26 protein-coding genes are annotated in these 22,812 nt (G+C 63.8%); 16 read left to right on the top strand and 10 right to left on the bottom strand.

Translation table 11 applies throughout. The annotated features are described in order from the left end of the window. Window positions 1-15 precede the first annotated feature (15 nt). Entirely contained in the window at window positions 16-1,524 is a 1,509-nt protein-coding gene (locus tag E0H22_RS10490) for a glycosyltransferase family 39 protein (protein ID WP_430715271.1), read from the top strand. Between the two features lie 60 nt (window positions 1,525-1,584). Continuing rightward, window positions 1,585-2,049 carry a helix-turn-helix domain-containing protein gene (locus tag E0H22_RS10495; RefSeq protein ID WP_233025586.1) on the top strand — a complete coding sequence of 155 codons (465 nt, stop codon included), beginning with the start codon at window positions 1,585-1,587 and terminating at the stop codon, window positions 2,047-2,049. A gap of 100 nt (window positions 2,050-2,149) precedes the next feature. Here the strand turns inward: E0H22_RS10495 and phhA are convergent, their stop codons facing one another. Further along, on the bottom strand, window positions 2,150-3,034 hold the full coding sequence (gene phhA / locus E0H22_RS10500) for a phenylalanine 4-monooxygenase (RefSeq protein ID WP_233025587.1): 885 nt from the start codon (window positions 3,032-3,034) through the stop codon (window positions 2,150-2,152). A 358-nt stretch (window positions 3,035-3,392) separates the two neighbouring features. Between phhA and E0H22_RS10505 the strand changes: the two genes are divergently transcribed. Further along, the gene (locus E0H22_RS10505) at window positions 3,393-4,382 is read left to right on the top strand and encodes a Bug family tripartite tricarboxylate transporter substrate binding protein (protein ID WP_233025588.1); all 990 of its coding nucleotides are present in this window, start codon (window positions 3,393-3,395) and stop codon (window positions 4,380-4,382) included. Window positions 4,383-4,448: 66 nt separating this feature from the next. Here E0H22_RS10505 and E0H22_RS10510 read toward each other — a convergent pair whose 3' ends face one another. The 3 genes from E0H22_RS10510 to E0H22_RS10520 form a co-directional block, all read right to left on the bottom strand. Further along, a complete protein-coding gene (locus E0H22_RS10510; protein ID WP_233025589.1) occupies window positions 4,449-5,669 on the bottom strand; it encodes an ABC transporter substrate-binding protein in 1,221 nt (406 codons plus the stop codon). A 67-nt stretch (window positions 5,670-5,736) separates the two neighbouring features. Further along, the gene (locus E0H22_RS10515; protein WP_233025590.1) at window positions 5,737-6,060 is read right to left on the bottom strand and encodes a 2Fe-2S iron-sulfur cluster-binding protein; all 324 of its coding nucleotides are present in this window, start codon (window positions 6,058-6,060) and stop codon (window positions 5,737-5,739) included. Between the two features lie 7 nt (window positions 6,061-6,067). Continuing rightward, window positions 6,068-7,333, bottom strand: coding sequence for a cytochrome P450 (locus tag E0H22_RS10520; protein WP_233025591.1), 1,266 nt, complete (start codon window positions 7,331-7,333; stop codon window positions 6,068-6,070). Window positions 7,334-7,443: 110 nt separating this feature from the next. Here E0H22_RS10520 and E0H22_RS10525 point away from each other — a divergent pair, with 110 nt between their 5' ends. Continuing rightward, on the top strand, window positions 7,444-7,968 hold the full coding sequence (locus tag E0H22_RS10525) for a MarR family winged helix-turn-helix transcriptional regulator (protein WP_430715241.1): 525 nt from the start codon (window positions 7,444-7,446) through the stop codon (window positions 7,966-7,968). A 113-nt stretch (window positions 7,969-8,081) separates the two neighbouring features. Here the strand turns inward: E0H22_RS10525 and E0H22_RS10530 are convergent, their stop codons facing one another. Both E0H22_RS10530 and E0H22_RS10535 read right to left on the bottom strand, forming a co-directional pair. After that, window positions 8,082-8,252, bottom strand: coding sequence for a hypothetical protein (locus E0H22_RS10530; protein WP_233025593.1), 171 nt, complete (start codon window positions 8,250-8,252; stop codon window positions 8,082-8,084). Continuing rightward, window positions 8,252-8,398, bottom strand: a complete 147-nt coding sequence (locus E0H22_RS10535) for a hypothetical protein (RefSeq protein ID WP_233025594.1) — start codon at window positions 8,396-8,398, stop codon at window positions 8,252-8,254. Before E0H22_RS10535 ends, E0H22_RS10530 begins: the two co-directional genes overlap by 1 nt. A 209-nt stretch (window positions 8,399-8,607) precedes the next feature. Here E0H22_RS10535 and E0H22_RS10540 point away from each other — a divergent pair, with 209 nt between their 5' ends. Together E0H22_RS10540 and E0H22_RS10545 are read left to right on the top strand one after the other, a co-directional pair. Continuing rightward, a complete protein-coding gene (locus E0H22_RS10540) occupies window positions 8,608-8,814 on the top strand; it encodes a hypothetical protein (RefSeq protein ID WP_233025595.1) in 207 nt (68 codons plus the stop codon). 58 nt (window positions 8,815-8,872) lie between these two features. Beyond that, window positions 8,873-9,610, top strand: a complete 738-nt coding sequence (locus tag E0H22_RS10545; RefSeq protein WP_233025596.1) for a hypothetical protein — start codon at window positions 8,873-8,875, stop codon at window positions 9,608-9,610. A 52-nt stretch (window positions 9,611-9,662) separates the two neighbouring features. Here the strand turns inward: E0H22_RS10545 and olsE are convergent, their stop codons facing one another. From olsE to E0H22_RS10565, 4 genes are all read right to left on the bottom strand, one after another. Further along, window positions 9,663-10,655: an ornithine lipid hydroxylase OlsE gene (gene olsE / locus E0H22_RS10550; RefSeq protein ID WP_233025597.1), complete on the bottom strand. Its 993-nt coding sequence runs from the start codon at window positions 10,653-10,655 to the stop codon at window positions 9,663-9,665. A 221-nt stretch (window positions 10,656-10,876) separates the two neighbouring features. After that, window positions 10,877-11,449 (bottom strand): DUF1254 domain-containing protein, encoded by a 573-nt coding sequence (locus tag E0H22_RS10555; protein ID WP_233025598.1) that lies wholly within the window; start codon window positions 11,447-11,449, stop codon window positions 10,877-10,879. Then, window positions 11,446-12,027 carry a DUF1214 domain-containing protein gene (locus E0H22_RS10560; protein WP_233025599.1) on the bottom strand — a complete coding sequence of 194 codons (582 nt, stop codon included), beginning with the start codon at window positions 12,025-12,027 and terminating at the stop codon, window positions 11,446-11,448. Before E0H22_RS10560 ends, E0H22_RS10555 begins: the two co-directional genes overlap by 4 nt. A gap of 157 nt (window positions 12,028-12,184) precedes the next feature. After that, window positions 12,185-14,452, bottom strand: coding sequence for a transglycosylase domain-containing protein (locus E0H22_RS10565; protein ID WP_233025600.1), 2,268 nt, complete (start codon window positions 14,450-14,452; stop codon window positions 12,185-12,187). Between the two features lie 225 nt (window positions 14,453-14,677). Between E0H22_RS10565 and E0H22_RS10570 the strand changes: the two genes are divergently transcribed. The 10 genes from E0H22_RS10570 (at window position 14,678) to E0H22_RS10615 (ending at window position 22,625) form a co-directional block, all read left to right on the top strand. After that, a complete protein-coding gene (locus tag E0H22_RS10570; protein WP_233025601.1) occupies window positions 14,678-15,190 on the top strand; it encodes a YcgN family cysteine cluster protein in 513 nt (170 codons plus the stop codon). A gap of 119 nt (window positions 15,191-15,309) precedes the next feature. Further along, complete coding sequence (locus tag E0H22_RS10575; RefSeq protein ID WP_233025602.1) at window positions 15,310-16,071, top strand: glycosyltransferase family 2 protein; 762 nt, start codon at window positions 15,310-15,312, stop codon at window positions 16,069-16,071. A 154-nt stretch (window positions 16,072-16,225) separates the two neighbouring features. Then, window positions 16,226-17,872 (top strand): MDR family MFS transporter, encoded by a 1,647-nt coding sequence (locus E0H22_RS10580; protein WP_233025603.1) that lies wholly within the window; start codon window positions 16,226-16,228, stop codon window positions 17,870-17,872. 155 nt (window positions 17,873-18,027) lie between these two features. Next, window positions 18,028-18,192 carry a Flp family type IVb pilin gene (locus tag E0H22_RS10585; protein WP_233026275.1) on the top strand — a complete coding sequence of 55 codons (165 nt, stop codon included), beginning with the start codon at window positions 18,028-18,030 and terminating at the stop codon, window positions 18,190-18,192. 140 nt (window positions 18,193-18,332) lie between these two features. Continuing rightward, window positions 18,333-18,605 (top strand): DUF3551 domain-containing protein, encoded by a 273-nt coding sequence (locus tag E0H22_RS10590; protein ID WP_233025604.1) that lies wholly within the window; start codon window positions 18,333-18,335, stop codon window positions 18,603-18,605. Window positions 18,606-18,619: 14 nt separating this feature from the next. Then, complete coding sequence (locus E0H22_RS10595) at window positions 18,620-18,913, top strand: DUF3551 domain-containing protein (protein ID WP_233025605.1); 294 nt, start codon at window positions 18,620-18,622, stop codon at window positions 18,911-18,913. Between the two features lie 313 nt (window positions 18,914-19,226). After that, window positions 19,227-19,379, top strand: coding sequence for a hypothetical protein (locus tag E0H22_RS10600; RefSeq protein WP_233025606.1), 153 nt, complete (start codon window positions 19,227-19,229; stop codon window positions 19,377-19,379). A 41-nt stretch (window positions 19,380-19,420) separates the two neighbouring features. Beyond that, window positions 19,421-20,080 carry a hypothetical protein gene (locus E0H22_RS10605; RefSeq protein WP_233025607.1) on the top strand — a complete coding sequence of 220 codons (660 nt, stop codon included), beginning with the start codon at window positions 19,421-19,423 and terminating at the stop codon, window positions 20,078-20,080. Further along, entirely contained in the window at window positions 20,049-21,323 is a 1,275-nt protein-coding gene (locus E0H22_RS10610) for a DNA-packaging protein (RefSeq protein WP_233026277.1), read from the top strand. Before E0H22_RS10605 ends, E0H22_RS10610 begins: the two co-directional genes overlap by 32 nt. Window positions 21,324-21,449: 126 nt before the next feature. After that, the gene (locus E0H22_RS10615) at window positions 21,450-22,625 is read left to right on the top strand and encodes a phage portal protein (RefSeq protein WP_233025608.1); all 1,176 of its coding nucleotides are present in this window, start codon (window positions 21,450-21,452) and stop codon (window positions 22,623-22,625) included. The last annotated feature ends 187 nt before the right edge of the window (window positions 22,626-22,812 follow it).

Raw genomic sequence — 22,812 nt, forward strand, 5'->3', positions numbered from 1 at the left:
GCGGCCGATACCCGGATGGTCCGCGGCGCCTTCGCCGTGGTCATCGGCCTCGTGCTGCTGCGTCTCGCGGCGTCCGCCTGGACGCCGCTGACCTTCGACGAAGCCTATTACTGGATGTGGTCGAAGCATCTCGCCGGTGGCTATTACGATCACCCGCCAATGGTCGCTGTGGTGATCCGCCTGGGCACGCTGATCGCCGGCGATACGCCGTTCGGCGTGCGCCTGTTCTCGGTGCTGCTGACATTGCCCATGAGCTGGGCGATTTTCCGCGCGGCCGAGCTCTTGTTCGGCGGCAAGCGCATTGCGGTGTCAGCGATGCTGCTGCTCAATGCCACCATGATTGCGTCGGTCGGTCTGATGATCGTCACGCCGGATGCACCGTTGCTGGTGGCTTCGAGCTTCGTCCTGCTGGCGCTGGCGCAGGTCGCGGCGACCGGGCGGGGCGTCTGGTGGCTGGCGGTCGGCGTTGCCGTCGGCCTCGCGCTGCTTTCGAAATACACGGCGCTGTTTTTCGGCGCGGCGATCCTGATCTGGCTCGTTGTGGTGCCGAAGATGCGGCGCTGGCTGATCTCGCCATGGCCCTATCTCGGTGGCCTCACGGCCTTCGCCGTGTTTTCGCCGGTGTTGTTCTGGAATGCCGATCACCAGTGGGTGTCGTTCATCAAGCAGCTCGGCCGGGCCCGTATCGAGCAGTTCAAGGCGGCCTATATCGCCGAACTGATTCCCACCCAGTTCGCCTTCGCCACGCCACTGGTGTTCATCCTCGGCACCATGGGCCTTTATGCGCTGGCCCGTCGCCAGTCCGGCGCTCTGTCGTCGCGCGTGCTGGTCAGCGCCATGGTCTGGGTCATCGCGCTGTATTTCGCCTGGCACGCGCTGCATGCCCGGGTCGAGGCCAACTGGTTCGCGCCGGTCTATCCGGCCTTCGCGATCGCCGCAGCGGTCGCCGCCACCATGGTCCAGTGGCGTGGCCGGGCGCAGCGCACTGTGGATATCTGTCTGCGCTGGGCAACGTCGGTCGGCGCTGTGATGTTCGTCGCGCTGGTGGTGCAGGCCAATACCGGCCTTTTGTCCGGTTACAAGCGCGACGCCACCGTACGCAGCGTCGGGGTCGGTTTCCCCGAGCTGGCTGCGGAGATTGAAGCCGTGCGTCAGCGCACGGGTGCCACTTGCATCCTGGCACCCGACTACGGAACCACGAGCTGGCTGGCGTTCTATCTCCCGAAGGGAACATGTGTGGCCCAGCGTGGTCAGCGCATCCGCTGGATCAACATGCCGGAGCCCAGCACCGCAGACCTGGCCGGCAAGCTGCTGCTGGTCGCGCCGCCCGGCCTGATGGCCGATCCCGAATGGCGCGATGCGTTCAGCCGTGTTGAAAAGGTTGCCGAACTCCAGCGCAGGCGCGGCCCCCTTGTGATCGAGGATGTCCAGCTCGACCTGCTCGAAGGTCCGACAGGCGAGGTGCTCGACCGCTCGTTGCCGCCCGAACTCGGCGGCGGCCAAGAAAATCGCAGGCAGCATTGAACCTTCGCCATGGAGGCCGCGACCCATAACCGCACACAGACACGGGCGGTGATTGGGAAAATGGACAACACACAGCTTGCTTTCAGCAACCACTCCGACTTCACGAACAACCGGGCGCCCCTGCAGGACAGCCCGCCGGCGACCCCCGCGCAGCCGGATATCACCAATCTGACCGATGTCGGGGGCCTGCGCGGCGCGCGCATCGCCAGCGTCATCAACCAGATCAATGAGAGCTATGCCGACCAGCAGTTCTCGACCCGGGTGGTCGCGGAGAAGCTCGGCCTGTCGGTCCGCTATGTCCAGGATCTGTTGCAGGGCTCCGGTCTCAGCATCACCGATCGCATCATGCAGCTCCGCCTCGACAAGGCCCGCCGCATGCTCACCGAAGACAAGCAATGCACGCTCAAGATCAGCGAAGTCGCCGGCGCCTGCGGGTTCAACGAACTGTCCTATTTCCATCGCAGCTTCCGCCGCCGCTTCGGCGTCTCGCCGGCCAAGTTCCGCATTCAGTCGATGAACGGCTGACCTGGAGCGTAGGGTTGGTGGGTGAGGCGAAGCCGTAACCCACCGGCCGAGCTTGCAACGAAATTCCGGCGGCGGATTGCGCTACGCTTATCCGCCCTACCTACGGTGTAGCGCTTCGTTTCTTCCTGAAATACGCCAACGTTCCGCGGCTGACGACGTGATCCTGCGGGACCACCTCATCGGCCGCGATGTCTTTTGCCTGCGCAAGCCGCGCATAGAGCGGGGCGAAATCGCGATAGCTGTCCTCCAGCAGTTTCTCGAAACTGTCGATGACGAAATAGGTCTGCTGGAAATCGTCGATGATGTAGTCGGTGCGCATCACCCGTTCGAGATCGAAACCAATGCGATTGGGGGAGGGATCTTCCAGCGCGAAGACGGATTCCGTCACTGAAGACAGGATGCCCGCGCCGAAGATGCGCAGGCCCTCTGCGCTCTTCATCAGTCCGAACTCGATCGTGTACCAGTACAGCCGCGCCAGGTTCTTCAGCTGGCCGAGGGCCATCGCGCGCTGACCACCCTTTCCGTAAGCTTCCATGAAATCTGCATAGACGGGATTGGCGAGCAGCGGCACATGGCCGAACACGTCATGGAAAATGTCCGGCTCCTGCAGATAGTCCATCTCGCTTTCCGGGCGGATGAAGGCGCCGGCCGGGAAACGGCGGTTGGCGAGATGATCGAAGAACACGTCATCCGGGACCAGCTCGGCCACCGGCACCACCTGCCAACCGGTGAGAGGCTTCAACCGGGCGCTGAGTGTCGCCATGTCGGGAATGCCGCCGTCCGAGAGTTGCAGGTGCTGCAACGCGCTCTGGAATTCGTCGCAGGCGCGGCCCCGCAGCACCGTCTGCGCGCGGGCGTACAGCCGGTCCCAGCGATCGTGTTCGGCAGCGGAATAGGAGGCCCAGTCCTGATCGAGGGTGAAGTCGGCGCGCTTCGGTGCCGTAAGGTAGCGGTTCTTTCCGGTCGATTGATCCAGCGCAGTCATGACGCTCTCCGATCCCGATGACCATCCGGACTTAGCGTGCCGCCAAAAAATGGTTCCGTCCATGGTCCGTGCCGGCGGGGGTCGTCCAGGAGAAATATTCTATCGCATGCAGCGTGAACGCGACAGCAATTCACCACCGCCCCAATTGCATTTGCAAACCCGTTTCCTTGCCGGATGGACCCTCCGATGACATTTTCAGTGAGCTAACAAAGCTGCTTCCGAAGCTGTCGAAAGATCACCGACGGCAGCAAAAACAGCCAACATCGCCGGCTTTTCCGGCCTGCTCATGCGAGCAGGGCCGAATTGTCGTCTCTGCGGCGGCAGCTAAAACATGTCTCGCAACCAAAGGATCACGATCGTGCGCTCCGTCCTGTTGTCCCGGCTTCTCTCCGCTGCCTTCGCCTCGGTCATGCTGACCACGGGGATCGGCGCGGCTTGCGCGGCTGACAATTGGCCCAGCCGTCCGATCAAGCTGGTCGTCCCGTTCCCGCCGGGCGGCGCCGCCGATATCTCGGCGCGTGTGTTCGCCGACAAGCTCGGCGAGGCGCTGAACCAGACCGTCGTGATCGAGAACAAGGCCGGCGCCGGCACCGCGATTGCCGCCGAAGCCGTGGCCAAGGCGGATCCCGATGGCTACACGCTGTCGCTGGCGCCGGCCGGGCAGCTCACCATCCTGCCGCACATCAACAACAAGGTGCAGTTCGATCCGTTCAAGAGCTTCACCCCGGTGTCGATCCTGACCTCGGTGCCTTATGTGCTCGCGGCGAGCCCCGATGCGCCCGTGTCAAACGTCAAGGAGCTGATTGCGGCTGCGAAGCGCGAGCCCGGCAAGTTCACTTACTCGTCCTGCGGTCCCGGCACGCTCTGCCATCTGAGCGGCGAACTTTTCAAGAGCCTCACCGAGACCGATCTGCTGCATGTTCCGTTCAAGGGCAGTGCCCCCGCAGTGAATGCGCTGCTCGGCAATCAGGTCAACCTGTCCTTCGACACGCTGACCGTGCTTGCCCCGCAGATTCGCGACGGCAAGGTGAAGGGTCTTCTGGTCACCAGCCGCGAGCGTTCGCCGCAACTGCCGAACGTGCCGACCGCTGCCGAAGCTGGCGTCAAGGATTTCGTCGTCGATAGCTGGTTCGGTCTTGTTGTCCCCGCCGGCACGCCCGACGCCATCGTCGATCGCCTGAATGCCGAAGTGGTGCGCATCGGCGCGCTGCCGGAAGTCAAGGAGCGCCTGGAAGCCCAGGGTCTCAGCGTCACGACCTCGACCCGCGAAGCTTTCGCCAGGACCATCAAGGAAGACCATGTCCGCTGGGGCAAGGTCGTCGACGCCGCCGGCGCGAAGCTTTACTAAGGCTTCTGGTCTAATCTGAACGAAAGAAGGCCGGGGTGATTTTCACCTCGGCCTTTTTCTGTGCGCCTATTTCACCAGCGGGCAGCCGCCTTCGCTCATCGGGCGGAAGGCCTTCTCCGCCGGAACGGTCGCGAGCAGCTTGTAGTAGTCATAGGGATATTTCGACTCCGAGGGCTTCTTGATCTCGAACAGATAGATCGGATGGATGACACGACCGTCGGCACGGATCGTCACGTCCCCGAACAGCTTGTCCTTGCCCTTGAAGGTCTTCATCTGCGGCACCACCACGCCGGCATCGTCGCTGCCCTTCGCGGCGACGGCGTTCAGATAGGCCAGCGTCGACGCATAGACGCCGGCCTGATTGCCGCTTGGCATCTTGCCGTTCATACCCGGGCGCTGCGCGAAGCGTTTGGCGAAGGCACGGGTATCGTCATCCATATCCCAATAGAAGGATTCCGTCAGCAGCAGGCCTTGTGCGGTCTTCAGGCCCATGCCGTGGACGTCATTGATGAAGATCAGGAACGCCACCAGCTTCTGCGGGCCGTCCTGCATGCCGAATTCGCTCGCTTGCTTCACGGTGTTGATGGTGTCGGCGCCGGCATTGGCGAGGCCGATCACCTTCGCCTTCGATGTCTGCGCCTGCAGCAGCAGCGACGCATAGTCCGACGTGCCGAGCGGATGTTTCGACGCGCCCAGCACCTTGCCGCCGTGCTTGGTGATGTAGTTCGTGGCCTCTGCCTCGATGCCTTGTCCCAGCGCGTAGTTCACTGTGATGAAATACCAGTCGTCGCCGCCGCGCTGCATCATGGCCTGCGCTGTGGTGTTGCCGGTGGCCCAGGCGTCGTTGACCCACTGGATCGTGTTCGGCGAGCAGTCCTTGCCGGTGAGATCCGATGTCGCCGTCGATGAGGCGAGGAACGTCATCTTGGTGTTGCGCGCGATATTGTTGATGGCAAGTCCGACGGACGAGTTCGGCACATCGACGATGGCATCGACTTTCTCGACGTCCAGCCATTTGCGCGCGATGGCGGAGCCGACATCGGCTTTGTTCTGATGATCGGCATAGACGATATCGACCTTGATATTCTTGCCTCCGCCGTTGAAATCCTCGGCCGCCATGCGTGCGGCTTCCACCGAGCCCATGCCGTTGGTGTCTTGGAACACGCCGGAAATATCGTTGAGTACGCCGATGCGAACCACATCGTCGGAAATCTGCGCCTGCGCCTGCGCCGTGCCTGCCATGAAGCAGGACGCCGCGGCGGCTAACATTGTCTTGTAACCCTTCATTGTATCTCCCCCTGTTTGGTTGGTGACGCGGGTCCGGACGTTGCCGGTCGCGGTGATTGACACGAAGCTAGATCTGTCGCTCCGGCAGCCGCAGCACGAGCCCGTCGAGGGCATCGGTGATCCTGATCTGGCAAGAGAGGCGGCTGTTCGGCAGCCGATCCGCCGCCACGCCTTCGAGCAATTCGTCTTCGTCAGAGCCAACATCGCCAACGCGCGCGATCCAGTCGTTGCTCACATAGACATGGCATGTTGCGCAGACGGCGGTGCCGCCGCATTCCGCGACGATCTTGTCGATTCCGTGCCGGAGCGCGGCCGCCATGGCGCTGTCGCCGATCGCGGCATCGACACTCTGCGCGCGACCATCGGGATGGATGAAAGTAATGCTCGGCATGGGGTCCTCAGGCGGGCGTGATGGTGACGGGCAGGCTTTCCAGCCCGCGCAGTGTGTTGTTGTAGCGGCGCGCGATCTGGCCGCTGATCTCGATGGTTTTTACTTTGCGCGCCAAAGCCGAGAGCATTGCTTCGCCTTCGAGGCGGGCGACGAGCTGGCCGACACACATATGGATTCCTGAGCCGAAGCCGACATGGCCGGATGTCTTGCGCGTGATGTCGTAGCGGGCGGGATCGTCCCACCGCCGTGGATCGCGGTTGGCGGCGCCGAGGAACATCAGCACCTTTTCGCCTTCACCGATCCGGTGGCCGCTGATCTCGACGGGACGTGTCGTGGTGCGGAAGAAGGTCTGCACCGGGCTCTCATAACGCACGGCCTCTTCGAAGGCGTTGCGGGCGAGGGTGAGATCGGCTCGCAGCCGTGCAAATTCATCGGGATAGCGCGCGAGACAATAGACGGCGGCACCGATGCCGTTGACGGTAGTGTCGAGGCCCGCGGAGAGCAGCGAACGTACCAGCAGCGGCGCTTCGTCGTGGGTGATGTCGCCGCTGTCGGCCCGGGCATGGATGCAGGCGCCGAAACCGCCCGGCGTGAGGTTTTCGCGCTGGCATTGCGCCTGCACATAGGCCAGATGTGGCGCCGAGCGTGCGATGGCGTTCTCGCGCAATTCGTTGGGCGGGCCGAACGCGTTGAAGACAAGGCCTGCATAGGGCAGCAGGTTTTCGCGGCCTTCCTTCTGCAGCCCCATCGCGTCCGGGAAGACCGACAGCGGATAGGCTTCGGCGAGATCCGCGATCGCATCGAAACTGCGTCGTTCCAGCAGCTCATCCACTTTCGCATCGGCCGCGGCCATAAAGCCGTCGCGTAGCGTCTTCATCACCGCGGGTGACAGCACCTTGCTCAGCACCGCGCGGGTCCGCGTATGTGCGGGCGGATCGGCTTCGAGGATGAGGCTGGGTGGTCGCCACGGCTTCTCCTTGGCGAAATCGCTGAGGCCGACGCCGCGGCTGGAGCAGAAGGTGCCGGGATCGTTCAGCACTGCATGGACTTCCGCATAGCGGGCCACCGCATATACGTTCCATTTGTCGAGATAGACCACGGGGCCGGCCTCGCGCAGCAGCTCATGGGTCGGATGCGGATCGGCGAAGAAGTCGATGGCGAAAGGATCGACGTCGAGCGTCGGGATCTGCGGGAACGTATGGTCTGCCGCACGCGTATCGAAAGCGAGGACCGGCGCGGCCGGTGCCGGGTGGGGATCGGTCAAAGCGACCATGGCGCGTCTCCCTGTTTTCTTCTTGGCAACTGTCGCCGCATATCTCTATGTGGACGGCACGGGCGGCCCGGATCGCGGCTGGCCTGGAAACGCAGGTGAGGCCGCGGCGGATGGGTAGAAAAAAAGCGGGTAAGGACGTGTCCAGGAGCAATGCGCCTGCGCACAATGAAGCGGCTGCACACGCGTTGCTGCTCGATCTCGACCGCTACGTTCCGGCTTTCGTCACCTTCATTGCGAACAAGCTGTCGAACAGCGCGACTATCCATTATCAGAAGCATTTCGGCGTGAACGTCACGGAATGGCGGATCATGTCGCTGCTGGCGATCGAGCCGGGGATTCCGGCGTCGCGGATCTGCCAGGTCATCGGCTTCGACAAGGGGCCTGTTAGCCGAACCCTTTCGATGCTCGAAAGCAGGGGGCTGGTGACGATCGGCACCGATCGGCGCGATGCGCGGACGCATTCGATCAAGCTGACCGCCAAGGGGCGCAAGACGCACGATGCGGTCATCGTCGCTGCGCTTGAGCGCGAACAAAGGCTGTTGTCGTGTCTCGCGGACAGCGAGCGCGAAGTCCTGATCGATTTGTTGCGGCGTATTCACGGCAATCTCGATGCCGTCACCGCTCCAGCCGACTAGGCTCGGGCGCACACCATCCCGTCCGGTTCCGCGCATGCGGCCCGCCATCGTTTCTCTCCCTGAAGCAGCGCGGCAATCGAATTGCTGTTGGGGCGCCTGCTTGAGAGACGTTCTCACGAATTAGTTGCTAAGGCAACAAAAAGCTTTTGACCGGCATGTTGCTGCGCACGCAGCACAGAAAAGCCCGGCATCGCTGCCGGGTGCACCGTTGTCTGTAGGTTGGCAAAGCGCCTGCCCGCGAAATCGATCAGCACCGGTTGGCCACCGACCACCGGGAAAGCCATCAGTCGAGTAATCGCAGCGATAATTCACGCAGGAGGGTTTGGCGTGAATGTCCGAGATCGGCGAGTCGCAGCGCGGGCAGCGCATCCGTTTCTTTCCAGTTCTGAGAGAGGGGAAGGTCGTCCACGTTTTGCAGCGTTGCGCTCATCGTCAGACTTCGTCCTGCATGTCTGTCAGATGGTCGAATGAGGGGAGGCGTCGGTCCGATCCCCGGCGGTACCTGCAGAGAGGATTTTCAGACAGGAATGCTGCGATAGGTGGTTAAGGTCCCTCGGATGTCGTTAGGAACTCGTTAACCATAAATCTCCTTAATGCGCAGGCACAGTTCGCGAGGAGACGGTGCGAGAGGCGGAGACGATGGGCAGCATCATCAAGTTCCCGGTGAATGCGGCGGCACGCCGGCTGGGCGTGGATGTGGTCCTGCAACCTCGCGAACTATCAGCACAAATCCTGATCCTTCCGGTGATCCGTATCGAACGTCACGTCGATGACAGAAGCGGCGGGCGTGGTCCGGAAGAAGGTACTGCGCCGGGTCGTCGCCGTAAGCGTCGTGCGCGGTCCTGATCGCGGAAGTTGGAGCATGTCGATGATGCGCACACCGAGCCGCATACGGTTTCGGAGGATGGCTCCGGTTTTCGCATCTGCGATTGTCCTCAGCGCGACGCTCGGCGGTTGCGCCGGAGGGGATTTCGGCCGCACGCGAAACAACGCCGTCACCGACGACATGCATCGCTGGGTGGGCATCGAGGCCACCGGCAGCGTCGGTCTGAAGTCATCCGAATTCCAGCTCACCGATCTCGAGCGGCAATTGCGCGATCAGGCCTATCCCTTGATCGAGCCGCCGCATTCGCGTCCGCTGTGGAAGAGCGTGTTCGGCGATTACAAGTCGATTGAAGCGCCGTGGCGGCAGAACGTCGTGTTCGACCGCACGGCCTACGGGAAGCTTCTGATCGACGAACCTCATCGCTCCCATTCATCGCGCTACGCGGTGCTGATGGACGATGTGCGCAATGACATCCTGCGCTTCGAGGGCTTCTACGCCACGGCGATGCGTGTCACCGAGCTTGACCGCAAGCGTGCGGCCAGCCTCAAGCTCGTGTCAGGCCTGCAGCCAAATGAACGCCTCGACGCCAGTGCACGCATGGATGAGAATGCGTTGATCGTGCAATGGGTCGAGCAATGCCTGCAGCGGCGCGTGTCGTCCTATAAATGGGCGCTGGAACGCCTCGTGATTCATGCGCCCGACAATATGGCGGCAAGTGCCGACATGCTGATCAACGAACTCGCCTCGCAGGCCGATGCAGCAGCGGGCACGCTCGTATCCGCGCGCCCGGGCAGGGCACTTCGTGTCGGCGGATGATCGTAGGGCGGATTAGCGAAGCGCAATCCGCCGTTCTTCGCCACATCAAGGATTACGCTTCGCTAATCCGCCCTACGGCAGGCGCACTCGCTTTCTCGTCTGCGCTCTTGCCGTGCTCATCAGTCGTCTCCACCCGTCGCCCCAGAATTTGCCGCGCGCCCTTGCGTGAGAACGGCTGCACGATCTGACCGATGAAATCCGGCACGACCTTGCCGCTGATGCCGAGCCGGTCGGGCGAGGCTTTGTCCGGGTTGAGATAGGTGCCGAACACATGATCCCAGATCATGATGTTTTCGCAATAATTGCTGTTGCCCTCTTTCAGAGTCTTGGAGTGATGCCAGCGATGCAGCTTTGGTGTCGCAAACACCGGATCGAACAGCGGGGTGCGCGCTTCCACGTTGCAATGGGTCAGCAATCCCGTGATCGCCGTCACCGCACCGACCCACAGGAACACCTGGAGCGGCGCATCGAGCAGATAGAGCGGGATCTGGCTGAGTGCCGTCTTGATCAGCGAGTCCACCACATGGAAACGTCCGGTATTCACGACCCAGAGCCTGATGACGCTGTGGTGAAGGGCGTGAAAGCGCCAGAAGAACAGATTTTCATGCGCAATGCGATGCGACCAGTAGAGGCCGAATTCGGCAATCACCAGCGCAAGAACGACCTGTGCAATCAGTGGCCAATGTGTCGGCCACAGCTGTGAGACATGGTCCTCGGTGCGAGTCACGGTCGCGACCGCCATCGGTACGATCGACGTGGCGGCGATCGCGAGCTGCGCCGCGCCCTTGGTGAGCAATGTATGTCCAATATCGTTCAGCAGTTCGCCGTCATGTTCGAGCCATTCTGCGCGGTGCGGCGTGGTTCGTTCGAGCAGAAAGATCGCGCCCAGCAGCGCCGCGTAGACGGCGTTGAACCACATGATGGGCGCGGTGCTGGCAAAGGCGAAGCCTGCACCGACGAGCGCGCCGAAATAAAGCAGTGGCCACCAAACGAGAGAGAGGGGATAGGAAACCTTCGTTTCCGCCGTGGCCTGATCGTGATGCATGTGAGTTCCGGTCCGGTCGATTCGCCGTGTCATGGGATCGACACGCAGCATCGCCGATATGGATGGCAGGCAGATTACGCGTGTTCTCCGCCTGAAACTTTTCCATGCGGAAAGATGTCACGGGCGTCGCCTCGTATTCCTCTCCATGGAGCGTGGGGAATGTGAGCTCTGTTCCCGTCATTTTGTGGCGAGAACAGATGGCCGGTCAGGTTTTTCTGAGCTTACCGTTTCGTTGGCGCTGCCGGCTGATCGGTTTGAACGCGGCAATTCGCGGCGGTCAGCGAGGCTTGTGCCTGGGTCATCAAGCCGGGTTCCGCAGCCAGTGCCTTTAATACGATCAGTCCGGTCTCGCTGGGCGAGTCGATGATCAGCCGGTCGGCGGCGGTGACATCCTCTTCCTCGGGCAGCGCTTCGTGCTGCGCTTCGGTCATCAAGTCCAGCTCGATGACGCGGCGGCCTGCAGAACGGTCATTGATGGCGTAATAGGCGACGTCACTGCGGGTATAGAACGACACCGACGTATAAGACTGGCTCACCGGTACCGTCAGCTTGATCGGCCCCTTGGACAGATCGTAACGGCACACCGCCATCGCGAAAGCGGGGTCCATGAAGGGCAGCAGTGCATTTGTCGGATTGGTCTGCGCCAGCGGCGTCACCGTATTTTCCTTGGTCACCGCCGCGATCCGCGAATAGGCGTCCTGGGTGGCGATGCGCGGCAGCGCCAGCACGCTGACCAGGTGCACCACCCCGCCGAGCAGCAGGCCGCCGATGATGGTGAACAGCAGCCGGATCATGATGGACAGTCCATCGTAACGATAGCCGGCATCGGCGCGTCCTTCTGGCTGCGCGTCGCAACACCGACCGGCGTATCGTAAAGGCGCAGCGCCAGCACATAGCGATCGATGCCACTCGTCGGCAGCCAGTTGCCGGCGCGCGAACGCGCGGCGATACGAACCTCGAATGCGCCGTCGGCACTGCGCACGACTTCCTGGCTGGTGAAACCGTAGCGATCCAGCGTGTTGGCGACGAGGCGGCCTTTGGTATCGTACAGCGTCAGCGTCCAGAAGCGGGCCGGCGGGGTGACACCGCTGATCGCCACATCGCAGCGGCCGTCGAGCGGTTTCTTGTTGTCGTCGGTCATGGCCGTGAAAGTGATGCCGTCGCCGGTGCCGATCGGCAACTCGCCGGAGCGCGCGATGCCCGCACGGGCATAGGGGTCGATCTCATTCGAACCGCTGCGCGGCCGCGCGGTCCACGAGCCAATGGTGAGCGTGCCGAGATCGACGCCGCGCGTGGCCGTCGTCCATGTCAGGCCGAGGCCGACGCCAGCTGCGATGGCAAGCGCCAGAAGCGTGAGGAAGATCAGCCGCACGTAGCCACCACCATCTTTTCAGAACGACGCTCAGCTTGATGAATACGTGTCCCCGACGCGATGCGGCATTTCAAGTGAAGCGAAACTTCGCGATGCGGCACTTTGCGCCGCATCGCATCCGGGACACGATCCCATCGAGATGACATACGCTCAAGCATTAATTCTTGCGGGTGGGAACAGGGGTGGGCTTCGGGGAGGCATCGCCTGCTGCCGCATAGTTTTCCGGGAAGGCGAGCGTGGTCGAGGCACGTGGCTTCATCGGCTCTTCATTCGCGGAAGTGTTGCCGATCGTGCGTCCGGCATCGTCCAGCATCTTTTCCACGCGCAGCAGGATGTCGGCGCCGCGCCGCGTCAGCACCGGTGGCGGACCGGGCTTTTGCTCCTGCGCATTCGCCGCCATCGTGGACGAGGCAGCTGCGGCCGGATTGCGCGTGCCCATGCCCACGCCCGGTAGTTCGCGCACCTCAATGCCCTGATGCGCGGCGACCATGATGTCGTGCCAGGTCTGTGCCGGCAGCGAGCCGCCGGTCATACGGTTGGTCGGCGAATAGTCGTCGTTGCCGTACCAGACGGCGGCAGCGAAGTTGCCGGTGTAGCCGACGAACCAGGCATCGCGATAGGCATTGGTGGTGCCGGTCTTGCCTGCGGTGGGGATGCCATCGAGCGCAGCGCGGCGTGCGGTGCCTTCGCTCACCACATGGCTCATCATCTCTGCCATGTCGGCAGCGACGGAGGCGGGGATGGCCTGGGTCGGCTTCGGTCCGTCGCGGTCATAGCGCCAGACCAGATCGCCGGCGCCGGTGCGAACTTCCAGCACCGCATGCGGTGACACCGCACGGCCCTTGTTGGGGAAGGTGACATAGGCGGTCGCATGCTCGAGCACCGAGACCTCGGTGGAGCCGATCGGGAGCGATGGCGTATCGAGCAACGGAGCCTTGATGCCGAATTTGCGCGCGGTCTCGACAATCTTCGCACGGCCCGCTTTCGGGCTGCCCTTGCCGAGCGCGATAGAGAGCTTCACCGGCACCACATTGATCGAACGCGTGATCGCCTGGGTTAGCGTGACATTGCCCGAATAGGAGTGGCCGTAATTCTGCGGGCACCAGTTGCCGATGCAGACCGGGCCGTCGAGGATCACCGATTTCGGCGTGTAACCGTTCAAGAGCGCCGTGGTGTAGACATAAGGCTTGAACGACGAGCCAGGCTGGCGCATCGCGTCCACCGCGCGGTTGAACTGGCTGGCGCCATAGTCGCGGCCGCCCACCATGGCGCGGATGCCGCCGTCGAGATCGGCCACCACGGTGGCCGCCTGCGTCGCGTGATAGTCGCGGCCGAACTGACGGAGCTGGTTTTCAACCGCAGCTTCGGCGGCGCGCTGCACGTTCATGTCGATGGCGGTGCGCACCACGAAGACGCGCTCCACATAGGATTTCGGAAACGTGTCGACGAGCCGGCGCATCTCGTCGAAGGCCCAGTCGAGATAGTAGTTTGGCGACACTTCCTGGCGGCGATCGACGGCGACGGCCGGATTGCGGCGGGCGCCGAACACCTGGCCCTCGGTCATGAAACCGGCATCGACGAGATTGTCGAGCACCTGATTGGCGCGGGCGCGGGCGGCAGGCAGGTTGATGTGCGGCGCGTATTTGGTCGGCGCCTTGAACAGACCGGCGAGCATCGCGGCTTCCGCGAGCGTCACGTCGCGTGCCGACTTGTTGAAGTAGAAATGCGCGGCGCCGTCGACGCCAAAGGTGCCGCCGCCCATATAGGCGCGGTCGAGATAGAGCTTCAGAATTTCATTCTTGGTGAGACGGGTCTCGAGCCAGATTGCAAGGAACGCTTCATTGACCTTGCGTTCGATGGTGCGCTCATTGGTCAGGAACAGGTTCTTGGCGAGCTGCTGGCTGATGGACGATCCGCCCTGGCGCACGCCGCCGGCCTGCGCATTGGTGACCAGCGCGCGTGCGGTGCCGGCGATATCTATGCCGAAATGATCGTAGAAGCGGCGGTCTTCGGTGGCCAGCGTCGCCTTGATCAGGCTGTCCGGGAAGTCTTCCAGCGGGATCGAGTCATTGTGCTTGATGCCGCGGCTGCCGATCGGATTGCCATAGCGGTCGAGGAAGGTGACGGCGAGATCGGATTTCTTCAGCCAGTCCTCGTCGGCGGTTTCGCGGAACGCCGGCTGCGCCAGCGCGAGCATCAGCACGAGGCCACCGAGACCGAGGGTGGCGGCTTCCGACAGCGGCTCGATGAACAGCCAGCGCTTCCAGCTTCCCACATGGAACCTGTCCATGAAGGTCGCGTAGCGCTCCCACAGCTCCCGGGTACCGCGGCCGGAGGAGAACAGGCCGGAATCGATGCGTGCGTCGAGATCCAGCAGGAAGTGCCGGATTTTTGTGATCCACTTCGACGGGTCGATTGTCGGCACCTGGGGCCTTGGTATCGTTGCAGCGAAAGCCTCGCCCCCGAATGGGCCAAGCCGGCGTCTGTTGCGCAATCATTACGGCATCCCGGCGGCAGTGTTGCGGCACCGGAGACTCGGTAAAGTTTTAGCCGAGGAGGGGCGATAAACCAATGGTGGGGCAGTACAATTGCTGCTCAAGGCTAACGCCGCTAGAAGGGCGTTTCACTGCAGATTGGACTTATTCGACAGATGACCGCGCGTCCGCCCCGTCCCTCCGCGCAAGAGGGAATGTTCTGGAAAACCAAGACGTTGGAAGAAATGTCCGACGCGGAATGGGAGAGCCTGTGCGACGGCTGCGGGCGCTGCTGCCTGAACAAGCTGGAAGACGAGGATACCGGCCGGATCTACTACACCCACATCTCCTGCAAGCTCCTGGATGCCGGCCTATGTGCCTGCAAGGACTATCCAAATCGCTCCGACCAGGTGCCCGATTGCGTTCGTTTGACACCGGACAACGTTCGCAGCTTGAGCTGGCTGCCGCTCAGTTGCGGTTACAAGCTCGCCGCTGAAAAGCGCGATCTTTATTGGTGGCATCCGCTGATTTCCGGCAGTTCCGAGACCGTGCATGAGGCCGGCGTTTCGGTTCGCGGGCGCGTGGTGGCCAGCGAGGAAACCGTGCCGGACGAGGAGCTCGAGGATCATATCGTGTCGTGGCCCGCGCAATTGCCGCGCAGGGCGAAACTGAAGAAGCGGCCCGCCTAGCGCGCAGTGCTGAACCCGCGGAAAGCTGCCGGATATGGCTTGCTGCCCAACGGCACGGCCTCTATGAGGGGCGCTGGAGCCTCGTCGTACGGGGCCAAGCGAGGCAGCAATCGGTTCGGATGACGGCAACGCCTAAACTCTCGCTCATCGTCATCACCAAGAACGAGGAAGCCGCGATTGCGCGGTGCCTCGGCTCGGTGTCATTCGCCGACGAGATCATCGTCGTCGATAGCGGCAGCACCGATGCCACGGTGGATATTGCCAGATCCTTCGGCGCGGAGGTCATCGTCACCACGGACTGGCCGGGCTTCGGGCCGCAGAAGGCGCGGGCGCTGGAGCGGGCGCGTGGCGAATGGGTGCTGTCACTCGATGCCGATGAGTGGCTGGATGCGGAGGCGGTCACGCCGCTGAAGGCGGCTGTCGCCGCGGCCGACGCGCCGGCGGCCTACCGCATGTCGCGACGCTCGCGCTTTTGCGGCAGCGTCATCCGCCATAGCGGCTGGTCGCCGGATTATGTCACGCGGCTGTTCCGGCGCGGGCAGGCGCGGTTCTCCGACGATCTCGTGCATGAGCGCGTGATCGTCGATGGCGAGGTTCGCACCGCGAGCTTCCGCATCGAGCATGACAGCATCACCTCGCGCGCCGATGCCGAGGACAAGATCGTCCGTTATTCCACCGCCGCAGCGCAGCAGATGTTTTCGCGCGGCCGACGCGCCGGCGCCATGCAGGCGCTGCTGCACGGCTCGGCCGCTTTCATCAAGACGTTCGTTCTCCGTGCCGGTTTCCTTGACGGTGCTGCAGGGTGGCATGTCGCCGATTACAATTGCCGTTACGCCTATGAGAAATGGCGCCGGCTGGCGGAGCTGAGCCGTCACGCCTGATCACGCATGCGCGAGCGACCGCCCGCGGCGGGATGCTCCCATGCAATGAAACAACTGTCGCGCGCGCCTCGGGAAGCATAGATTTTCGCAGAGATGCCGGCGCGTGCGTTTCTGCGTCGCTGACGGCGCGACTTTTCAGTGCATCGAAGAGTTCATGAACAAGATCGAACGCCAGTGCCGCGGCTCCGCCGACGGCCAGCCCTTGTCCGACGATAGCTGGTCTGAAGATTTCCGGCCCGACCATCTCCGGTCCGACGTCCTTCTTGCCGACGACATTGCCGAAGAACTCTCGCGCATTCCCACCGAAGCGATCGACCTTGAACACGCGCCGCCGCCGGTGGCTTCCGCATCGCTCTCGCCCGCCGAAGTCCGCAGTATCCTGATCAGCCTTCTGATGGCGATGTTCCTGGCGGCGCTCGACCAGACCATCGTCGCGACGGCGTTGCCGACCATTGGTCGGCAATTCGGCGATGTCTCCAATCTCTCCTGGGTGATAACAGCCTATCTGCTCGCTTCCACCGCGGTGGCGCCGGTGTTCGGCACCCTGAGCGACATCTATGGCCGCCGTGCCACCATCATCGCGGCGATGGCGATGTTCATGGTCGGCTCCGTGCTGTGCGCGCTGGCACCGAACATGCTGGTGCTGATCATTGCCCGCGCGCTGCAGGGCCTCGGTGGCGGTGGCATTTTGCCGATCGTGCAGACCATCATCTCCGATGTCGTGTCGCCGCGCGAGCGCGGCCAGTATCAGGCTTATTTCAGCGGCGTGTGGGTCTCGGCCGGCATCGGCGGCCCGATCCTCGGCGGCATCTTCGCCGAGCATCTGCACTGGTCGATGATCTTCTGGATCAACATCCCGCTCGGCATCGGCGCGCTCGCGCTCATGCTGCCGAACATGAAGAAGATTCCGGTCTTCCATCGCCGCCGCAAGGTCGACTGGCTTGGCGGCGTCCTGCTGATGATCTCCGCCGTCGCCTTCATGCTGGCGCTGACCTGGGGCGGCACGCGCTTCTCGTGGCTCTCGCCGACCATCATCGCGCTGCTCGGCGCTGCCGTCGCCATTGGCTTCGCCTTCGTCTGGCACGCCATGCATACCGATCAGCCGTTCCTGCCGCTGTCCCTGATCGGCGGACGCGTGGTGCCGTATGCCATGGCGGCCGGCGGCTGCTGCATGGGCGCGATGCTCGGTCTTACCGTGCATTTGCCGCTGTATTACGAGGTCGTCTATGGTCTCACTGCCGCTGAGGCCGGACTCGCATTGATCCCGATAGCTGCCGTCTCGGTGCTCGGCGCGCTGATCGCCGGCCGCACCATGGTGAAGGCCGTGCATTACAAGCGCATCGCCATCGGCGGCACGTCGGTGGCCGCCGCGATGGGTCTCGCCATCGCGCTGCTGACGCCGCTGCCGCTGTGGCTGCTGCTCACCATGCTCGGTATTCTCTCGGTAGGCCTCGGCATGATCTTTCCGGTCAGCCTCGTGTCGATTCAGAATGCGGTGCCACGACCGCAGGTCGGCACCGTAACAGGCGCCATGAACTTCTTCCGCGCGCTGGTGTCGTCATTCACCGTCGCCGCCTTCACCACGGTCCTGCTCATGGCGTTGGGGCCGAATCTCGCGATATCGGGCGAACACGCGCAGGCGACGCAGGCGATCGCCCGCGAGGAAATGATCACGGCGTTCCGCTATGTGTTTGAGTCCGCGGCGGCGATGCTCGCACTCGCTGCGTTGTTCCTGATATTGATGGAAGAGCGCCCCCTGGCGGGGCCGGCGAAGCAGGCGGCCAGCGTGGTGTCGGAGTAGACGGAGATCGCGCATCGCATTTGCAGATAGTTACCGCACGATTAATTCATAATTGACGCTGTTTGGGAACTTCACTGCAACTTCTCGCAGCTAGGGTGACGGTCATTGCCAGGCACGGTGACGGAAGAAATCCGCACCGGATTGAGGAGGCCGAAGTGCTGCGTTTGATTTCGACATTTGCAAAAGACGAGTCCGGTGCGACCGCCATCGAATACGCGCTGATCGCCTGTGGCATCAGCCTCGCGATTATTGCTGCCGTGCAGGGGCTCGGCACGACGCTCAATGGCCGTTACGCTGACGTCAACGCGTCACTGAAATAGGACGGGCGACGGCGGCCCGATCCTCGTCCGCGGCGTCGGCTTGCCCGAACGCAATATCGTGAAGGTTCTGTCCGACGCGACGATGCGGCCTATATGTAGCTGCGCGGCATTCGCCGCGCATTTTCATATGAGGCATATCGATGACCCTCTATTTGCGATGGGCTGCGTCCGCCGGGCTGGCCGCTTTCCTGTTTATCGTTGCGGCGCCGACGCCGTCTCCTGCGGCCGGCGCGCAATATTGTATTGCTCAAAGCAGCGCCAATGGCCCGGCCGCCTATGTCGGCAACTGCATCTATTCCGATTATCAGCAGTGCGTCGCTGCCGCGGTCGGAACGCGCGGCAATTGCGTGGGCAATGTCGAATATCGCGGCGGTGCCGATGCGGCGCCGGCGCGTCCGCGTCGCGGGCGCTGACCGGAGCGCTTCACATGAATACGCGTCGTGTATCGCTCCTCGCTGTCGCCATGCTGGCAGTATGCCTTGCCGATGGTGCGGCCGAAGCCCGGCCGGCACGATCGGTGGGATCCGCCATTCCGCCATTTTGCGTGCTCACCGGCGGCCCCCGTGGCCCCGGAAGCCTGCCGCAGATCTGCCGGTTCTTCGATTATCGGCAATGCCTGCAGGCGGCAGCGGAGCTGCGCGGCAATTGCGTGGTGAACGTGGACTATCCCGGCAAGATCACCAGCGCCCCCGGCGCGGCCTGGTCGCAACCGGAGCGGTGAGGCAACCTCCTGAGCGCGCAGCCGAATCCGCTGGATGCAAGATTTATTTCCGATCTAAGATTTTATGCCTTGACAGCGTCGCGCTGCCCGGATAGGTTTACGGCATGCTCCACAAGTGGGTTTCGAGACGGTCGCCTTAGCGGCAGCGTCGCGAACCGGCGGAGTTCTCCCTCGTTTCGATAGCACCTGTTACCGGAACATCACCTTCCATGGTGCGTTGCGTTTGGGCAAGGCGCCGGTGCGTGCCTATTTCACGAGGTGCCGAAAGGCACCCGGGCGAGGTGTGACGTCGCCCGAGCAGAGCGAGGACGCCATGGCAACGAAGCAGAATGGACAGATCGTCGAAACCCCGACCGAGGCTCGCCAGGCCGAGCCGGGGCCGTCGGTGCTCGCGTTGCTGTCGATCAGCATCGGTCTGGCCGTGATCATCCTGGCGATCGTGTGGTTCGTGTTTTTCCGGACGTAAACCCGATCAATCCAAGGTGAATGTCAGCAGGGGAGTCCATTATGGCCAGGACATCGAAAGCCCGCCCGGCAGAGAAGCCGGCGCGGGCTTCTTCTTTGGATGGTGACGCGATCGAGGGGGACGATGCGGAGGCCCGCAGGCTCGCCGGCATCGCGCTGCGCAAGAAGACCGTCGCCGCCACCATGGTCTATGCCGGGCTCGGATTGCGGGCGAGCGACCGGGCGCTCAAGCTCGCAGCCAAAAAGCCGGCAGCCAGAAAGCCGGCGGCGAGCAAGACGCCTGCCGCGACGCCGTCCGCAAAGACACCGCGCGCCGCGGCATCGCTGAGGCCCGCCGCACGCAAGCGGCTGCGAACGCATTCGCAGTTCATCCAGCGCATCGCCGATACGATCGCCGGCCAGCTCGACCAGATCGACGCCATCACCCGCGCGCCCGGCCGCAGCGAGACCGGACCCAGCGAGGCCGAACGCCATGCGCGCACGGTGGCGGCGCTGGCGCGCGTGGCGGCGGAACTGCGCAAGGAGCGGGAAGCCGACCGGAGACGTGCAGATGATGACCACCGATCCGCCGATTCCGATCGGCCGCGCGACCTGGACGAACTCCGTGAAAGGCTTTCTCGCCGTCTGGAAGCGCGGCTCGGACGCGGATCGGCTGTTCCTGTGGGAGACGATGCAGCCGTCGGAACTCGACTTCCTGATTGAAGACTGCTGGCCGGTCTTCGCGCATCCGCATCAGGTGCCGCCGGTCGGCGCGCCGAATGGCGAACCATGGCTGACCTGGCTGCTGATCGGTGGACGCGGCGCGGGCAAGACACGCGCCGGCGCCGAATGGGTGCGCGCGCAGGCGCTGGGCCGGCCGCCCTTCGCCGAGCGCGCGACCGGCCGCATCGCGCTGGTGGGCGAGACCGAGCACGATGTGCGTGAAGTCATGATCGAGGGCGTGTCGGGTATTCTCGGCGTGCATCCGCGCGGCGAACGGCCGGTATGGTCGCCATCGCGCAGACGGCTGCAATGGGAGAACGGGGCGATCGCCGAGGTGTTCTCCGCGGAAGATCCCGAAAGCCTGCGTGGACCGCAATTCCATTGTGCATGGCTGGACGAGATGGCGAAGTGGCGGCAGGCCGAGGCGGCCTTCGACATGCTGCAATTCGGACTGCGGCTCGGGCAGCATCCACGGCAGTTGATCACCACCACGGCACGGCCGACCGCACTGCTCAAGCGCCTGCTCGCCGATCCCTCCACCGCGGTGACGCGGGCAGGGACCGCGGCGAATGCGTTTCATCTCGCACCGACCTTCCTGCGCCATGTGCTGGCGCGCTATGCCGGCACGCGGCTCGGGCGGCAGGAGCTGAACGGCGACATCATCGACGACCGGCCGGATGCGCTGTGGTCGCGCGCCATGCTGGAGCAGTGCCGCGTGGATGCGGCGCCCTGTCTGCAGCGCATCGTGGTCGCCGTCGATCCGCCGGCGACATCGACGAAGCGCGCGGATGCCTGCGGCATCGTGGCGGCGGGGCTGAGCGAGAACGGCACCGTCTATGTGCTCGCCGACGACAGCGTGCATGGCGCCACGCCGACCATGTGGGCCAGCAAGGCGATTGCATTGTGGCGGCGGCTCGAGGCGGATGCGCTGGTGGTCGAGGTCAATCAGGGCGGCGACATGGTGCGGACTGTCATCAACGAGATCGATGCGGGCGTGGCGGTGACACCGGTGCGCGCCACGCGCGGCAAATGGCTGCGCGCCGAGCCGGTCGCCGCGCTCTATGAGCAGGGCCGCGTCCGCCATGTCGGCGCGTTCGCCGCGCTGGAAGACGAGATGTGCGATTTCGCGAGTTCGGGATTGTCGAACGGCAAATCGCCGGACCGGCTGGATGCACTGGTCTGGGCCGTGTCCTCCCTCGCGCTCGGACGGCGCGGCGACGGGCCTCGGATCAGGACGCTGTAGTTCTTGTCCCGGGCGCGATGCAGCGCATTTGCGCTGCCTCGCAGAACCGGGACCGTATCAAACTCCAGAGCTTCGTGCGGTCCCGGCTCTGCGGGGCCGCGTCCGGGACAAGGCAAGGATAGACTCATGTTCGAACGCCTGAAAGCCTATCTCGCGGCGCCGGAGACCAAGGCGTCGCGCACGGCAAAATTGCTCGCGTTGCAATATGAAGGCCGCGCGCGCTGGACGGCGAAGGATTACGCCTCGCTGGCGCGCGAGGGCTACATCGCCAATGCCATCGTGCATCGCGCCGTGCGGCTGATCGCCGACAACGCGGCGGCGTGCCGCCTCATCGTGTTCGACGGCGCCGAGGAGAGCGAGGCGCATCCGCTCGCGCAGCTGCTGGCGCGGCCCAATCCGCGGCAGGACGGCAGCGTGTTCTTTGAGACGCTGTATGCCCATCTCCTGCTCGCCGGCAACGCCTATATCGAGGCGGTGACGCTGGATGAGCGCGTGCGCGAGCTTCATGCGCTGAGGCCGGATCGCATGAAGCTGCTCGCCGGCAGCGATGGCTGGGCCGAGGCTTACGAATACAGCGTGAGCGGCCGCAGCCTGCGCTTCGACCAGGCCGCGGCGCGTGTGCCGCCGATCCTGCATCTGACCTTCTTCCATCCGCTCGACGATCACTACGGTCTGGCGCCGATCGATGCGGCGGCGACGGCGCTGGACACGCACAACGCCTCGACGAAATGGAACAAGGCGCTGCTGGACAATGCGGCGCGGCCGTCCGGCGCGCTGGTCTATGCCGGGCCGGACAGCGCCGTGCTGTCGGACACGCAGTTCGACAGGCTCAAGCACGAGCTGGAGACCAATTATCAGGGCGCGGCGAATGCCGGCCGGCCGCTGCTGCTGGAAGGCGGCCTCGACTGGAAGCCGATGGCGCTGACGCCGAAGGACATGGATTTCCTCGAGGCCCGCCACACCGCCGCACGCGAGATCGCGCTGGCCTTCGGCGTGCCGCCGATGCTGCTCGGCATTCCCGGCGACAACACCTTTGCGAATTTCGCCGAAGCCAATCGCAGCTTCTTCCGCCAGACCGTGCTGCCGCTCGCCGCACGCACCGGCCACGCGCTGGCGCAGTGGCTGGCCGGCGAATATGGCGAGACCATCCGCGTCGAAATCGACACCGACCGCATCGACGCCCTGGCGGGCGACCGCGTCGCGCTGTGGGAGCGCGTCAACGCCGCGAATTTCCTGACGCTGAACGAGAAACGCGAAGCGGTGGGCTACGCGCCGGTGGAGGGCGGGGACCGGTTGGGATAGAGTGATAGAACCGTGTCCCGGGCGCGCTGCAGCGCAGGCGATGCGGCGCATCGCCGACAACGCTGCTGCGCAGAACCGGGACCGTGTAAAGCTCGGCGTTGCAAAGCTCGGCGTTTGTTGCGGTCCCGGCTCTGCGAAGCGGCATCAGCATGCCGCATCGCGTCCGGGACACGATGTCATCAAAGCG

It is taken from the genome of Rhodopseudomonas boonkerdii, from assembly GCF_021184025.1.
In the GTDB taxonomy this organism is placed as follows: domain Bacteria; phylum Pseudomonadota; class Alphaproteobacteria; order Rhizobiales; family Xanthobacteraceae; genus Tardiphaga; species Tardiphaga boonkerdii.

Excerpts from the sequence above, each read along its gene's own strand:
- E0H22_RS10555 (WP_233025598.1), bottom strand. The coding sequence starts at position 11,449 with ATGATCCGGCTGCTGTTCACCATCATCGGCGGCCTGCTGCTCGGCGGG.
- E0H22_RS10545 (WP_233025596.1), top strand. The coding sequence starts at position 8,873 with ATGGCTCCGGTTTTCGCATCTGCGATTGTCCTCAGCGCGACGCTCGGC.
- E0H22_RS10520 (WP_233025591.1), bottom strand. The coding sequence starts at position 7,333 with ATGGTCGCTTTGACCGATCCCCACCCGGCACCGGCCGCGCCGGTCCTC.
- E0H22_RS10530 (WP_233025593.1), bottom strand. The coding sequence starts at position 8,252 with ATGGCTTTCCCGGTGGTCGGTGGCCAACCGGTGCTGATCGATTTCGCG.
- E0H22_RS10525 (WP_430715241.1), top strand. The coding sequence starts at position 7,444 with ATGGGTAGAAAAAAAGCGGGTAAGGACGTGTCCAGGAGCAATGCGCCT.
- E0H22_RS10575 (WP_233025602.1), top strand. The coding sequence starts at position 15,310 with ATGACGGCAACGCCTAAACTCTCGCTCATCGTCATCACCAAGAACGAG.
- E0H22_RS10490 (WP_430715271.1), top strand. The coding sequence starts at position 16 with ATGGTCCGCGGCGCCTTCGCCGTGGTCATCGGCCTCGTGCTGCTGCGT.
- E0H22_RS10580 (WP_233025603.1), top strand. The coding sequence starts at position 16,226 with ATGAACAAGATCGAACGCCAGTGCCGCGGCTCCGCCGACGGCCAGCCC.
- E0H22_RS10615 (WP_233025608.1), top strand. The coding sequence starts at position 21,450 with ATGTTCGAACGCCTGAAAGCCTATCTCGCGGCGCCGGAGACCAAGGCG.
- E0H22_RS10610 (WP_233026277.1), top strand. The coding sequence starts at position 20,049 with ATGCAGCCGTCGGAACTCGACTTCCTGATTGAAGACTGCTGGCCGGTC.
- E0H22_RS10605 (WP_233025607.1), top strand. The coding sequence starts at position 19,421 with ATGGCCAGGACATCGAAAGCCCGCCCGGCAGAGAAGCCGGCGCGGGCT.
- E0H22_RS10535 (WP_233025594.1), bottom strand. The coding sequence starts at position 8,398 with ATGAGCGCAACGCTGCAAAACGTGGACGACCTTCCCCTCTCTCAGAAC.
- E0H22_RS10570 (WP_233025601.1), top strand. The coding sequence starts at position 14,678 with ATGACCGCGCGTCCGCCCCGTCCCTCCGCGCAAGAGGGAATGTTCTGG.
- E0H22_RS10495 (WP_233025586.1), top strand. The coding sequence starts at position 1,585 with ATGGACAACACACAGCTTGCTTTCAGCAACCACTCCGACTTCACGAAC.
- E0H22_RS10515 (WP_233025590.1), bottom strand. The coding sequence starts at position 6,060 with ATGCCGAGCATTACTTTCATCCATCCCGATGGTCGCGCGCAGAGTGTC.
- E0H22_RS10540 (WP_233025595.1), top strand. The coding sequence starts at position 8,608 with ATGGGCAGCATCATCAAGTTCCCGGTGAATGCGGCGGCACGCCGGCTG.
- E0H22_RS10590 (WP_233025604.1), top strand. The coding sequence starts at position 18,333 with ATGACCCTCTATTTGCGATGGGCTGCGTCCGCCGGGCTGGCCGCTTTC.
- E0H22_RS10595 (WP_233025605.1), top strand. The coding sequence starts at position 18,620 with ATGAATACGCGTCGTGTATCGCTCCTCGCTGTCGCCATGCTGGCAGTA.
- E0H22_RS10600 (WP_233025606.1), top strand. The coding sequence starts at position 19,227 with ATGGCAACGAAGCAGAATGGACAGATCGTCGAAACCCCGACCGAGGCT.
- phhA (WP_233025587.1), bottom strand. The coding sequence starts at position 3,034 with ATGACTGCGCTGGATCAATCGACCGGAAAGAACCGCTACCTTACGGCA.
- olsE (WP_233025597.1), bottom strand. The coding sequence starts at position 10,655 with ATGCATCACGATCAGGCCACGGCGGAAACGAAGGTTTCCTATCCCCTC.
- E0H22_RS10510 (WP_233025589.1), bottom strand. The coding sequence starts at position 5,669 with ATGAAGGGTTACAAGACAATGTTAGCCGCCGCGGCGTCCTGCTTCATG.